Raw genomic sequence first — 14,004 nt, forward strand, 5'->3', positions numbered from 1 at the left:
ACAGCTCAATTCGTCAGGTCTTTGAAACGCGGCGGCTGATTGCCCCGCCATAAGCAAAGGCCCGAACATGACCCCCTCTTACACCCCCGTGAAGACTTCTAGCTGGACCGACCTGTTCCGAAATGGGCTCGCGATCTACTCCATCATCTTTGGTTGTAGTGTGGCCCTGCATGCCTTGAACGTATTCGTTGCGGCAACCATCATGCCATCGGTGGTCGAAGACATTGGCGGATTAGAGGTCTACGCGTGGAGCTCCACTGTCTTTGTCGTCATCTCTATTGTCAGCGCCGCCCTCGCGTCCCGATTGATGGCTTTTGGTGGCGCGAATCTGGCCTATCTGTTTGCCTCGGTTGTCTTTTTGGTCGGAACCTTGCTGTGTGCTTTAGCGCCCGACATCTGGACCCTGATTGCCGGACGCGCCGTTCAGGGTTTTGGCGGCGGGCTATATTACGCACTGGCATATGCCGTCATTCGACGGGTTTATCCGGCAGGCCTCTGGACGGTTGCCATAGGTCTGATAACGATGATGTGGGGGATTGCCACACTGACGGGCCCAGCACTTGGCGGCATCTTTGCCGAGATAGGATCCTGGCGGATGGCTTTTTGGGTCCTTGTTCCCTTCGCCTGCGTCATTGGTGTCGCCGGTTTGAAGGTGATGCCGGCAAAATCCAAAAAGGCTGATCCCTACGACGGTGTGCCGGTGCTCCAGATCATTGTCCTTGTTGCTATTGTGCTGATCCTCTCTGTTGGAAGCATTGATGCGACGCCGGTGAAAGCAATCGCCTCAATTGGGGCTGCAGCGCTGTTCTGGGTCGCGCTTTACCGGCTGGAAGACAAAAGCAATGTTCGCCTGTTGCCGGTTGGATCCCTAACGATGCGATCTGCTTTGGGGATGTATTATGCCATTATCGCGTTGCTGTTGATCGGAATGCAGCCAGAGATTTTTGTTCCATACCTCTTGCAGATATTGCACCAGCAATCTCCGCTTTGGGCTGGGTATATTGGTGCGCTGATGGCGCTTGGGTGGACGGCTGGTTCCATGTTGAGCGCCACTTGGACAGGCAAAAGGGCAGCGAACACGATAGTTCTGGCACCTGCCTTTGGGCTTATCGGGTTGCTCGCTCAGGCTTGGATACTTCCGCCTATGTCTGGTGGCACTTGGCCTGTATTGGTTCCTGTCTGTCTGTCGCTGATCAGCGTGGGTTTTGGAATTGGCCTGACTTGGCCACATATCGTGACCCGGGTCTACGAGGCTGCATCGGACGCCGAAAAAGATATCGCCGCCGGGGGGGTCACAACAGTTCAGCTTGTTGCCACCGCCATTGGCGCAGCACTGGGCGGGATGGTTGTGAACCTTGCGGGGATCAGCGATCCGGGCGGTGCCGCGGGGGCCTCGTCTGCCTCACGAATGCTGTTCTTATGGTTCGCGATTGCGCCAGCTTTGGGCCTTTTCATCGCTTTTCGACTGGCCCGGCCAGAGCAGACCGACAAATCAAGCTGATCGTCAGGGTGGCATGCCCCGTGCTTTTCCAGTTGCCGGGTCACATGTCTGTGAACAACGCCATTTGAACAACGAGACGAGGCCTTCCAGGAGGCAGCAGCGCAGCTCGGGATGTCCCAGGCCATCATCGAGAAAGACTTCTGGGTCTGCTGGTCCCTGAAGCAGCTTTTCGCCCTGCCCTCCTTTGGCGATCACATGATCTTCAAAGGAGGGACGTCTCTTTCCAAGGCCTATGACGTGATCCATCGCTTCTCGGAAGATGTGGATCTATCCCTAGATCGGGCACAGTTTGGTTTCGAAGGCGACCGCGATCCCGAAAACCCAGATTTATCCGGAAAGAAACAGAAACAACTATTGCAAGAGCTTCAGGATGCGGCCGAAGCGGAGGTCTCCGGGCCGCTTTTGGCTGAGATTCAAGCTGCGTTTGATGCCAGCCTGGATCAGGGTTTCTCCCTGACAGTTGACCCAGGCGACGCACAAGCCCTGCTCTTCGCCTATCCATCCTTGTCCGACGGTGTCGGTGGTTACGTCAAACCCATTGTGCGGTTTGAGTTTGGGGCACGTGGCGTGCATTTGCCGGCTGAGGTTAGGGAGATATCCCCATATGTTTATCAGGCCTTTCCTGATCTGCTGGGATCAGGCGAGGTGGATGTAAAAGTGCTGGGCGTCGAGCGGACCTTCTGGGAAAAGGCCACGATCCTGCACATGCTCTTCCATCAGGATCCCGCCAAACCCCTCGCCGACCGGATGTCGCGCCACTACTACGACATGGCCTGTCTCATCGGCCACGAGGCCAAGGGGCGTGCTGTCGGCAGCCTTGATTTGCTGGAACATGTCGCGCATCACAAATCGGTTTTCTTCAAAGCCGCCTGGGCCAACTACGAAGCCGCCAAACCAGGATCGCTGAGATTGATGCCGAATGCGGAACTTACCGCCGCCTTGCGACGAGATTATTCTGGCATGCGGGAGATGATCATCGGGGACGCGCCGGGCTTCGATGACATCCTCGGTGCGATTGAAGCTTTCGAGGCCGAAATCAACAGCTGACCTATCGGTCACAATTTTTGTGTGGCCAATTGGATTGGCGCCTTGACGAGGATGTGTCGCAAACTTTGGGCCTGGATTGACGAGCATATAGATTTCGACTTTTGGTGTCCGCGCATTGTTCTCCAACAGGTTTCAGCATGATTTTCTTGAAAGGCTGCCATTTTCCGAAGGATGCGGTTTTGTACGCCGTTTACTTTTACCTGCGGTACACGGTTTCTTATCGCGATTTGGAAGAGATCATGGCTGAGCGCGGTGTGCGAGTTGACCACGCCACATTGAATAGGTGGGTTGTGAATTTCTCGCCGATCGCCGCAGCTCGTGCGCAATCAAAGAAGCGTCCTACTCAGAGTTCTTGGTGCATGGACGAAACCTACATTCGTGTGCGCGGGAGTTGGATGTATCTCTATCGAGCGGTCGACAAAGTGGGAAACACCCTTGATTTCATGCTGTCTGAGCGGCGAAATCGTCCAGCACCTACTAGGTTCTTTGCCAAAGCACCGTCGTCAAACGGAATCCCAAACAAAATCGTCATAGACAAGAGTGGTGCAAACGCAGCTGGCATTCGAGAAGTGAAACGGATCCTGAAGCGGTTCGGGTGCTCTGCCAAAGTACAGACGATCAGGTCCAAATACCTAAACAACATGATCGAGCAGGATCACAGGTTCATCAAGCGACGCGTGCGGCACATGTGCGGGTTCAAGTCGTTCAGATCCGCCTCGGCGACGCTGGACGGCATTGAAGTCGCCAACATGATCAGCAACAGCAATTCCTTAGCACTACTACGTCGGGCTTTCAGATGAGCCATAAACCTTCCGTTATGCAAATCCTTCAATCAGGCCCACAGGTGCTGATGTCAGACACTTCAACCTAAGTTCTACAAATCGGTCAAAACTCCAAGTGCACGTTCCGCGGCAAAGGCGACAGTCTCTGAAACAGTTGGATGTGCGTGGATTGTCAGTGCGACATCCTCAAGCGTCGCTCCCATTTCCATAGCCAGGACAACTTCCGCCAGTAACTCACCAGCATGAGCGCCAACAATCGAAGCGCCAAGGATTCTCTGAGTGCGTGGGCAGTAAACAAGTTTGGTTAGCCCCTCACTGCCACCCGACGCAAGATTTCGCCCGCTGGCTCCCCAGGGGAAGCTGGTCACTTTGTGCGCAATACCCTGATCTACAGCCTGGGCCTGAGAGATCCCAACCCATGCAAGCTCAGGCTTTGTATAGGCAACCGAGGGGATAAGCACGGTGTCCAATCCGGATTCTTCTCCGCACGCTGTTTCGGCGGCCAAGTGGCCTTGGTGGGTTGCTCGGTGGGCGAGCATTGGCCCACCGGTAACATCACCTATGGCGAAAATGTGAGGACGGTTGGTCCTACAAGATGCGTCCACGGGTATTACGCCGCGATTGGTAACCCCGATGCCAGCCGCATCTGCGTTGATGTGCACACCATTGGCTTGACGTCCGACAGACTGGATAATGGCATCAGCCTTGATGTCGCCCTCAAAAGCCCCCTCACAAGTCAAAGTCAAACAGGTTTTGTCTGCTTTCACTGCAGAAACCTTGGTGGCAATGTGAATGTCGATCCCATCTTTGACTAGGGCGGACTGAAGAATGCCGACTGCCTCGTTATCCGCACCTGGAGCGACCTGATTGAGAAGTTCGATCACAGTTACCTTAGAGCCCAGAGCCGAATAGATGGTCGCCATTTCTAACCCGATGATACCGCCCCCGACGATCGTCAGGCGTTTGGGTATTTCACGAAGCTCCAGTGCGGCAGCTGAATCCCAAATGCGGTCATCTTCTGGCCAACCAGGCAGTCTGGTAGGAACAGAGCCAACGGCAATCACCGCCTGGTCGAAGGTCCATGTTTCGCCGTCAATTTCTAGTTCGTTCACGCCCGTAAATCGAGCATTGCCGCGAATGAGATCTACTTTGCGCCGCTTAGCAATGCCGCTTAGCCCTCCTGTAAGTCTTCCGACAATGTTATTCTTTTTTTCGCGTAAAGCCTCGAGATCTATTTTCGGATTATCATAGCCGATTCCCCACCCGCCGATAGCATGAGTGCTTCGGATCACCTCAGCCGCATGTAGCAACGTCTTGGAAGGGATGCAGCCTTCGTTCAGACAGACCCCGCCGAGCGTGGAACGTGAGTCGACCAGCACAACCCGGCGACCGAGATCGGCGGCCCGAAACGCGCACGCGTATCCCCCAGGACCAGCGCCCAATACGATGAAATCAGCGTGTTTGCCCACCATCTTACCCCTCAGATGATGATCCGGCGCGGATCCGCCAGAAGGTTGGAAAAGTGAACCATAAAGCGTGCTGCTTCTGCGCCGTTGATGACACGGTGATCGTAGCTCAGGTCCAGCGGCACCAACGGCGTAGGCACGAATGCTTGGCCATCCCAGACCGGTGCCATCTCTGTCTTTGAGATCCCTAGAATGGCGACCTCCGGTGGATTGACAATCGGAGTGAAAGCGGTGCCTCCGATACCCCCAAGATTGGTGATCGACATTGAGGCACCCCCCATTTCTTCGGGCCGTATCTTTCGATTTTTTGCACGTGTGGCGATATCCGCGATCTCTGACGCTAACGCCCAGAGCCCCTTTTTGTCAGCATCACGGATAGCGGGAACCAGAAGCCCGTGCGGTGTATCCACTGCGATGCCAATGTGGACGTAGTCTTTGAGCAGTAACGTCTCTCCATCCTTCGACAGTGACGCATTGAAGCGAGGGAACGCCCGCAATGTCTTTGCCAGCGCCTTGACATGAAATGCCAGCCCCGTGAGTTTCACACCTCGCGCCGCTGCTTCATCTTTGAGAGAGGGTCTGAAACGCTCGACCATTGTCATGTCAGCGCGGTCATGATGGGTAACGGCCGGAATGAGTGTCTGGGCGGCAGCCAGATTGGCGGCGGCAACCTGCGCAATGCGAGAAATGGGTTCTTCGGTGATTATGCCATAGGCCGAGTGATCAACATTCCAGTACTCCGCACCTGCCGGAGCGGAAGAGGGCAGGGGCGTCCCACTGGCCTTTCTTATAATGTCTTCCTTAGCGATAGTCTCGCGACCAAGTTCACTGGCTAACTCATTGATGTCGACTCCCTCACGTCCGGCAAGGGCTCGGGTGGAAGGGCTGGCGATGACGGAATTCATATGCCTCTCCTCACCAATTTGCGGAAATGTATTGCGTTTCCATGAATTCCAGCATGCCTTCATGGCCACCCTCGCGGCCAAGTCCCGACTGCTTAACGCCGCCGAAAGGGGCGGCCGGATCAGACACCAAGCCGCGGTTTAATCCGACCATGCCGTAGTCGAGCTGTTCGCAAACCCTCATGCCACGCTTCATGTTTTCTGTGAATACGTAGGCGACCAGCCCGTACTCAGTGTCATTGGCGCGGCGGATGACGTCCGCTTCGTCGGCAAAAGTTTGGATCGCAGCGACTGGCCCGAAAATTTCGTCGTGTACGCAGTCCGCATTCTCGGGCACGCCGTATAGGACTGTCGGTGGATAGAAGAACCCTTTACCGTTCGGTATCGTGCCACCGAGACGCAATTCCGCACCCTTGGCGACAGCATCGTCCACAAAGGCTGCAACCCTATCGCGGGTGTCGGCATTGACCAGAGGCCCAACATCGATGCCATCCTCGATTCCGTTGCCTACCTTCAGTGCCGCCATACGCGCAGTAAATTGTTCTGTGAAAGCCTCGGCAATCCGTTCATGGACATAGAAGCGGTTGGCGGCAGTACAGGCTTCGCCCAGATTGCGCATTTTTGCCAGCATTGCGCCATCGACCGCGGCGTCGATGTCGGCGTCCTCAAAAACAAGCAGCGGAGCATTGCCGCCCAGTTCCATCGCTGGTTTGACCACGTTATCAGCGGCGGCGTGCAGCAATTTCCGGCCTACACCCGTGGAGCCAGTAAATGAGACAACACGGACGCGCGGATCATGCAACATGTGATCTACCAGTTCACCGGTCTTCTTCGACGGCAACACATTGACCATCCCATTCGGTACGCCCGCCTCTTTCAGAAGAGGCATTAGTTCCAACATGGTCAGCGGAGTTTCCGACGCAGGCTTGATAATGACAGGACACCCAGCGGCAAGGGCAGGCGCAATCTTTCGGGTACCCATGGCTGCCGGGTAATTCCAGGGCGTGACCAGCACGGCGATTCCAGCCGGTTTTTGCTGGACGATGATGCGGGCACCTGAAGCTGGTGCCTGGGTAATCAACCCATCGGCCCGAACGGCTTCCTCGGAAAACCAGCGGAAAAACTCTGCGGCATAGGCTGCTTCTCCCATCGCGTCGCCGCGCGCCTTGCCATTCTCAAGCGTAATGAGGTGGGCAAAATCCTCAAGTCGCGTCGTCATCAGTTCGAATGCATTGCGCAATACTTCCGCGCGCTCACGTGGTTTGCGTCCAGCCCAGTATGAAGATGCGGCTTGCGCTGCGTCCAGCGCGGCGTTCGCATCGGCAATCTCGGCCGATGCCACGCTCGCCAGAACTTTTTCGGTTGCCGGATTGAGAACATCAAACCGTTCGTTCCCTGAGCCGTTACGCCACTGGCCGTCGATATAGAGGTTGGTGTAGTTCATCACTTGTATTCCTGTCACAATAGTTGGCGTAGGGGCTCTTGCAGCCGCGCCGACAGCTCGTGAACAATTTTAATTGCTACGTCCTGCTCCAGGCCGCGGGCAGAGGCCTCAAGTACAATCCTGTAGGCGTCGTCTTGGTCCGAAATTGTAACGGTCGGCACAGGCGAGGTTCCAAAGCGCACTGAAGTCACAGCGAGGCCGGTCAGATCGCGCAGAATAAGCGCTGGCGCTGTGTTGATATCTGGTTCCACCGCTTTGGCTAAACCCGTGAAATCTGGATCGGCAAAACGACGAGTTCGGCCGGCAAGCGGCTTTTGGACTTCGACAACAAGAGGTACTGTTTCTAATGCACCGCCGGCGCGCATGCTGGCCGCTGCAAAAGCAGCTAGAACAGCCAGATCATCAACTCGTTCTTCGCTGATACTAACAAGCCATTTGCGAAATCCATCAAAGCCTGCCTTGGTAACACTCGCCTCGATACGGTCGGGTATCTCCGAGTAGTCAGCGGTAGATTGTTTCCCGAGTGCCGCCAGCAGGTCCAGATCTGTAACATGATAGGGCTGCTTCCGGTCATCCGCGACCAACATCCCCAGATCAAGGCCTCGTTCGGCCGCGAGTCGCCTTGCCTTTGGCGAAGCAAAAATACGATCTTTTGCGACGGGAAGGTCTTTTGATGCGCACCTGGTTTGCCGTTCGGGACCCACCGCCAAGCCTCTGGAATCCGCTTTGGGAACTGTGCCAGTTTCAGATTGCTCATCCACTGCAAGATTAGACGGCAGCTCTTTGGAAGAACTTGATCTACGCTGGATCGGCGCGTCAGGCTTATCAGCAGTGATCACGGCAATGACGTCGCCGACGGGGATTTCTTCACCCGCTTCGGCGCGCAATTCTGCGATATAGCCGTCATGCCCGGCTTCGACTTCCATTACAGACTTGTCGGTCTCTACCTCCAGCAGCACGTCGTCTGCGGCCACAAACTCACCCGCCGCCTTGCGCCAGGTGACGATCAGGCCGGTGTCCTGAGCCATGCCGAGCGCCGGCATGATGATCTCATGCGACATTGAAGAGCTCCCCGCGCACGCTCAAACGGGCGTTTTCTGCGACCGCTTCGGGCGTCGGCACGGTCAGATCCTCCAGAGCCGGCGAGAAAGGCACCGGAACATCCATCGCTCCCATCCGGACGACTGGCGCGTCGAGATAGTAGAAAGCTTTCTCAGTGATACGGCTCGCGATTTCAGCTGTAACTCCGAAGTTGCGGTGTCCTTCATCAATGACGATGGCCCGACTGGTCTTGCGCACTGAATTGAGGATTTTCTCCTCATCTAAGGGGACAATGGTACGCGGATCGATCACTTCGACCGAGATGCCGTCGCGTTCAAGTAGCTCGGCTGCCTGCAACGCGACCTGAACCATTGATGAGAGTGCAACCAATGTGATATCACACCCTTCACGCAGGACTGTGGCCTCGCCGAAGGGTATTAGATACTCCTCTTCTGGCACTGGCGCTTTGTCGTTGTACATCAGTTTGTCTTCGAAAATAACGACTGGATTATCGTCCCTGATTGCCGTCTTCATCAGGCCTTTGGCTTCGTAGGCGGACGAGGGCAGCGCGACCTTCAATCCCGGTATATGGGCCACAAGGGCATGCAATGATTGCGAGTGCTGTGCCGCTGAACGGCGCGTTGCACCGAGATTGGTCCGAAGCACCAACGGCACACTAAGCTTGCCGCCCGACATGTAGTGGGTTTTGGCAGCCTGGTTGCACAGTTGATCCATGACCAGAAACAGGAAGTCACCGAACATCAGGTCGACGATTGGACGCGAGCCTGTCATCGCCGCGCCGACGGCCATACCCATAAATCCCGGCTCAGAGATCGGCGTGTCGACGATGCGCTCCGTCCCGAATTCCTCAACCAGACCCGAGAGCACCTTAAAGGGCGTTCCTGCTTCGGCGACGTCTTCACCGATCAGGAAGATGGACGGATCCCGGCGCATCTCCTCGGCAATCGCCTCGTTTACGGCCGTAGATAGGGTGATTTCTCGGGTCATAGAAAGTTCCTCAAATATAGGCCAGCGCGTTTTCAACACCGGAGAATACGTGCATGTCGACCTCGTTCGAGGGCGGGTATTGAGCGCTCAATGCATACTGCACCGCGGCCTCGGCATCTGCTTTGACTTCGCCATCGATCCCGACAAGCTCGTCCGATGAAAGGATCCCTTCAGTGACCAGCCATTTTCCGAAATTCGTGATTGGATCGCGATTTGTTTTCCACTCCGCTTCTTCGTCCTTCGGGCGATAGTACTCTCGATTGATATCCCCGACATGGTGGCCATGGTAACGATATGTCTTCAGCTCAACGAAGAACGGTCCTTCACCCTTTCTCGCGCGAGTTACGAGTTTTTGGGCGAGTTCGTTGACCGAGAGCACATCCTGCCCATCGACCGAATGCGCCTCGATGCCAAAGGCTTCTGCACGCGCAGTCAACGATCCGGCGGCGATCTCATCGGTTTTAGTGTACTCCGAATAGCCGTTGTTTTCGCAGGCATAGATGACCGGCAGCTTCCACAGCGCGGCCATGTTCATCACTTCGTACCAAAGACCCTGCGCGGTAGCACCGTCACCGAAAAAACAGACAGCGATGTCTTTGGTCCCCAACCGTTTGGCAGAGAAGGCAGCGCCGGTCGCTATACCCATTGAGCCACCGACAATTGCGTTAGCGCCAAGATTCCCGTGGTGCTGATCTGCAATATGCATCGAGCCGCCTTTGCCGCGGCAATAGCCCTCCTGCTTGCCCAGCAACTCGCAGAACATCTCCCGGAATTCTGCCCCTTTTGCGACGCAATGCCCATGTCCTCGATGCGTGGACGTGATCTTATCGCTGTTCTCCAACGCTTCGCAGATGCCGACGGCAACCGCCTCTTGCCCAGAATACATGTGCGTCAAGCCCGGCATCTTGGCAGACAGGTAAAGCTGGTTGGCACTGTCTTCAAAGGCCCGGATGCGAACCATCTGCCGGTATATGCGCAAATAGGCCTCGGTATTGTTTTGCTTGGTTTGGCGAACCATTTAATTGCCTCATATAGTAAAGGCCCGCCTCCAAAAAAGGAGCCGGGCAGTCCTGGGAGGACTAGTAGCGATTTGAAATAGGTAACTCTTCTGCAGGAAAGAGGCTTATGACCTTGCAACCAGTATCGGTTACGACCACTTCTTCTTCGATTCTGGCGGCCGAATACCCGTCTGTGGCGGGGCAATAGGTCTCCAGTGCAAACACCATGCCGGTCTGAATTTCCATCGGATTATCCAGCGATACTGCGCGCGAGATAATCGGACGCTCATGCAGTGCCAGCCCCAGGCCATGCCCGAATTGTAGTCCGAACGCTGAGAGTTCGTCGGGGAATCCAAATTCTTCTGCTTTGGGCCAAACCTTAGCAACCGTGTCAGTAGTGACGCCAGGCTTTACAAGAGCAATTGCGGCATCTAGCCATTCGCGACACTTTACGTATGCATCATTCTGGGCCGAAGTTGCCCGTCCGATATTGAACGTGCGGTAGTAACAAGTGCGGTATCCCTGATAGGATTGCAAAATATCAAAAAAAGCCTGATCGCCGGGCCTGAAATATCGATCGGTGAAATTGTGCGGGTGTGGACTACAGCGCTCGCCGGAAATCGCATTGATCGCTTCGACATCATCCGAGCCCATCTCGTAAAGCATCTTGTTGGCCATCGCGACAATATCGTTCTCGCGCACGCCCGGCTTCAGCTCTTGCCAGATCATGTGATAAACCCCGTCCACCATTGAGGCGGCCTGGTTCAGGAGATGTATCTCGTCGACGTTCTTGATCTCACGCGCGCCGAGCATGATCTGTTGCCCATCGACGACAATTACGCCAGCTTCCTGCAGTGCGAAAAACATCGCCGTTTCGGCGTAGTCAACGCCGACTGGCATGTCTGCTACACCCGCCTTCTTGAGCAAGCCGTAGACTTCCTCAGCATATCGTTTCATCAGACCGAAAGAAGGTGGGATAGTACCGCGCATGCCGACAACACCGGCACGCATGCGCTCAGGATCCAGCCAGTTGCAGTATTCTCGGTGATGAACGGCAGCCGAGCCGAAATCCCAGACGTACGGCTCCTCATCACCTGCCAGCAGAGCGAAGCGGCACATTTTGTCACGCTCCCACTCTCCGATCTTGGTACCGGAGACGTAGCGAATGTTGTTCACATCAAACAGCAGTAGCGCACCACAGCCAGACTTCTTCAACGCATCCTTTGCGCGACTGAGGCGATAGCGCCGGAGGCGATCGTGATCAACACGGCGCTCGAAGTCGACTGCCGTATGCCCAAGCGCCGGTATGTGCCGATCCCATCGCCAATTCGGATCGATGTCTCCGGGTTGTAGAATGCGTGGATTGAGTGCGTCTACGTTCACGATTTCCTCCGTGATTTGTTCACAGCAACTCGAACAGGCAAGCGCCTTCATAATTGCTTGTGGACCCCTCATTGAGGAGCTCGTTGAATTCAATAGTGCTGCTGCATCTATGGGGCAGGTAGCCGATACAGTCGGAACATGGCGACATAAGTTGTGTGAGACGCCAGCACGAATGACGCAAAACAGCGTCATCGAGCCTTAACATTCTCACCAACAGTGCCGTCGCTGCCCATTTATGTAGCGAACACTAAAATAATAGGTATCCAGATAATTTTTCAACGTCAAGGTATTATTTAGTAATAACTACAATATTCTAAAAAAATGAATGAGGTGGAGTAGATAGCCTTGATCCACGACCAGGCGCTTTCCCGCACAGAATGCGCGATAGCCTCTCTGCCCCAAAGCTCCTGCAGAATTCCTGAACCATTGAAGCTTTTTTAAGATCTGATCGTTGCTTGACCACCCATGGGGACGAGGCTCGGTCGTAAAAACGCAACCGAACAATATATGTCTTTGATAGTTAAGTTATGCGTATAAATCCGAAATAGGCGGAAAGACGCACCCGTGTCGAGCCATACCGTAGGGAAGTAATTTAGTTGATAGAGGATATCATTGCACTTGAAGGCCAGGCAAGCATTGCGCAGTCCGCTACATCAATCAAGGCCTCAAGATTGGCACCGTTGCGAGCGCGAATGGCCATACCCTGTTGAACCGTAACAAAATAAGTTGCCAATTTTTGCCAATCCTGCTCCTTGCTCAGAACCTTGTTAGCAACATCGCACTCAAGCTTTCTAAGTAGTCGATGGATGTTTGCGTCACGCAGATTCGCGAGCAAGTCTCTAATCGCCTCATTCGAGCTGTGCTCGTGCAAGCCCTCCAGCGCTATCATACAGCCCCAAGGCTTGTCTTTACGGCAAAAAACTCTGGCGCTCACATAAAGTAGTGCTTGCGCCGCCTCAAACCCCGTAGGGGCCTCTTCAATTGCCTTCGCAATAATTGCGCCGTCCGTTTCCAGATAGCGCTCGACCGCCTCGCAAAACAGCTTCTCCTTTGACCCAAAGGCCGCATAGATACTGGGCGCTTTGAGGGAAAGCGTCTCTTCCAGGTTGATCAACGACGTCCCATCATAGCCTCGCTGCCAAAACAGGTTCATTGCCAGATTCAATGCCTCGCTGCGGTCAAATTTTCTGGGTCGGCCACGTCCCGCCATCTTCACTCTCTCTATTAATGTAGGTTTCACTAAATAAATAACTTGACGCATAAGTTCAAGACTTCTATCTATTATATAGCGATCACTAAATAATAAGGGGAGGTAACAAATATGAAAATTGTAAATTCAACCTTAAAGACTGCAATGGCAGGGGTTCTTTCTTGTTTTTTCGCTATTTGCGGGATGTCCGGAGTAGCACTCGCCGACATCGTTGAGGTCGATGTTGGCCTAGACACTCCAGTGCAGATTGATCGATCCAAGCCCTTGAAAATTGCGCTCTTTATGCGGGGGCAAAGTGTTTCTGGGCTGACGGCTGTCGTTGATGGCGTCCTTGAGCAGGCCAGTGAACTGGGCGTTGACGTCGATGTATTCAACGCCAATTTTGACAGTGCGACCATGGTTAATCAGATGGAGAATGCACTATTGCGGGACTACAACGCTTGGATAGTTTTCCCCACCGACGGAACAAGCGCTGTTTGCAATATGATCACAAATGAAGCGCCTAAGAACAATATTCTTGTCTCGGTAAATGTCGTGCATGTGTGTGTCGATCCGATGTCCAACGGTATCGATACCTGGGCCCCTGGGACCATCGGATTTGTTGGCGGCAATGAAACACTGTCGGCCATGCGCGCATTGGTGGCGCGCGTTTCAGAAGATATCTCAACCCCAACCAAAGTTGGCGTCATGCATGGTCTTGTTGTCAGCCCAGTGGCTAAAGGCTTAATCCAGGCCGTTGAGGAGGAAGCGGAGCGCAACGCGAATTTTGAGGTTGCGGTCATGGTCGAGTCCAACTGGGACACAACAGACGCGCTTGCAAAAGCCACGCCCATGCTGCTTGCCAACCGCGAGCTTGATATCGTCATCACGCAACATGCCTTGATGTCACGCGGTATCCTGACGGCCATCGAGGTCAATGGATATGCCAATCCTGTCGACGTGTACGAGTTCAGCGGCACGAATTGGTCGGCCGACATGGTCAAAGAGGGCAAGCTGAAAGTCACGCTACCATTCTTCTTGAAAACCAACGGAAAGAGCGGCGTGCGCAACCTTTACGACGTCTACTACAAAGGCGCTGATATTCCAAAGTTCACGGCCAATGATGGACATCCTCCCATCGAGGGATCCGCGGAAGGCGAATATACGATCATCGACGCCAACAACGTCTCTTCCTTTACCCCAGAATACAACTGATCAGCTTCCAGCCCCGCGGCCAAGGCTC

General features: G+C 54.5%; 12 protein-coding genes. 4 read left to right on the forward strand and 8 right to left on the reverse strand.

The genetic code is table 11. From position 1 onward, the window contains the following. Positions 1-88 precede the first annotated feature (88 nt). The 3 genes from D9K61_RS17950 to D9K61_RS17960 all read left to right on the forward strand — a co-directional run bounded on the left by D9K61_RS17950 (position 89) and on the right by D9K61_RS17960 (position 3,348). Positions 89-1,501 carry an MFS transporter gene (locus D9K61_RS17950; protein ID WP_162946952.1) on the forward strand — a complete coding sequence of 471 codons (1,413 nt, stop codon included), beginning with the start codon at positions 89-91 and terminating at the stop codon, positions 1,499-1,501. Positions 1,502-1,612: 111 nt separating this feature from the next. Continuing rightward, positions 1,613-2,548: a nucleotidyl transferase AbiEii/AbiGii toxin family protein gene (locus D9K61_RS17955; RefSeq protein ID WP_120634574.1), complete on the forward strand. Its 936-nt coding sequence runs from the start codon at positions 1,613-1,615 to the stop codon at positions 2,546-2,548. A 137-nt stretch (positions 2,549-2,685) separates the two neighbouring features. Continuing rightward, on the forward strand, positions 2,686-3,348 hold the full coding sequence (locus D9K61_RS17960) for an IS6 family transposase (RefSeq protein WP_120634575.1): 663 nt from the start codon (positions 2,686-2,688) through the stop codon (positions 3,346-3,348). Between the two features lie 74 nt (positions 3,349-3,422). On the opposite strand, the gene lpdA is transcribed toward D9K61_RS17960, so the two are convergent. The 8 genes from lpdA to D9K61_RS18000 form a co-directional block, all read right to left on the reverse strand. After that, the gene (lpdA, locus tag D9K61_RS17965; protein WP_120634576.1) at positions 3,423-4,802 is read right to left on the reverse strand and encodes a dihydrolipoyl dehydrogenase; all 1,380 of its coding nucleotides are present in this window, start codon (positions 4,800-4,802) and stop codon (positions 3,423-3,425) included. An 8-nt stretch (positions 4,803-4,810) separates the two neighbouring features. Then, positions 4,811-5,701 carry a 2-oxo acid dehydrogenase subunit E2 gene (locus D9K61_RS17970; RefSeq protein WP_120634577.1) on the reverse strand — a complete coding sequence of 297 codons (891 nt, stop codon included), beginning with the start codon at positions 5,699-5,701 and terminating at the stop codon, positions 4,811-4,813. Between the two features lie 10 nt (positions 5,702-5,711). Beyond that, complete coding sequence (locus D9K61_RS17975; RefSeq protein WP_120634578.1) at positions 5,712-7,142, reverse strand: NAD-dependent succinate-semialdehyde dehydrogenase; 1,431 nt, start codon at positions 7,140-7,142, stop codon at positions 5,712-5,714. 14 nt (positions 7,143-7,156) lie between these two features. Then, positions 7,157-8,203, reverse strand: coding sequence for a biotin/lipoyl-containing protein (locus tag D9K61_RS17980; protein WP_120634579.1), 1,047 nt, complete (start codon positions 8,201-8,203; stop codon positions 7,157-7,159). Continuing rightward, positions 8,193-9,191: an alpha-ketoacid dehydrogenase subunit beta gene (locus tag D9K61_RS17985; RefSeq protein WP_120634580.1), complete on the reverse strand. Its 999-nt coding sequence runs from the start codon at positions 9,189-9,191 to the stop codon at positions 8,193-8,195. The genes D9K61_RS17980 and D9K61_RS17985 overlap by 11 nt, the downstream gene beginning before the upstream one ends. Positions 9,192-9,201: 10 nt before the next feature. Beyond that, positions 9,202-10,209 carry a thiamine pyrophosphate-dependent dehydrogenase E1 component subunit alpha gene (locus D9K61_RS17990; RefSeq protein WP_120634581.1) on the reverse strand — a complete coding sequence of 336 codons (1,008 nt, stop codon included), beginning with the start codon at positions 10,207-10,209 and terminating at the stop codon, positions 9,202-9,204. 61 nt (positions 10,210-10,270) lie between these two features. Further along, complete coding sequence (locus D9K61_RS17995) at positions 10,271-11,623, reverse strand: Xaa-Pro peptidase family protein (protein WP_216825832.1); 1,353 nt, start codon at positions 11,621-11,623, stop codon at positions 10,271-10,273. Between the two features lie 541 nt (positions 11,624-12,164). Next, the gene (locus D9K61_RS18000; protein ID WP_120634582.1) at positions 12,165-12,833 is read right to left on the reverse strand and encodes a TetR/AcrR family transcriptional regulator; all 669 of its coding nucleotides are present in this window, start codon (positions 12,831-12,833) and stop codon (positions 12,165-12,167) included. A 60-nt stretch (positions 12,834-12,893) separates the two neighbouring features. Here D9K61_RS18000 and D9K61_RS18005 point away from each other — a divergent pair, with 60 nt between their 5' ends. Further along, positions 12,894-13,976: a sugar ABC transporter substrate-binding protein gene (locus D9K61_RS18005; protein WP_120634583.1), complete on the forward strand. Its 1,083-nt coding sequence runs from the start codon at positions 12,894-12,896 to the stop codon at positions 13,974-13,976. Positions 13,977-14,004 lie beyond the last annotated feature (28 nt).

Origin of the sequence: Ruegeria sp. EL01, from assembly GCF_900313035.1 — a bacterium.
Taxonomy (GTDB): domain Bacteria; phylum Pseudomonadota; class Alphaproteobacteria; order Rhodobacterales; family Rhodobacteraceae; genus Ruegeria.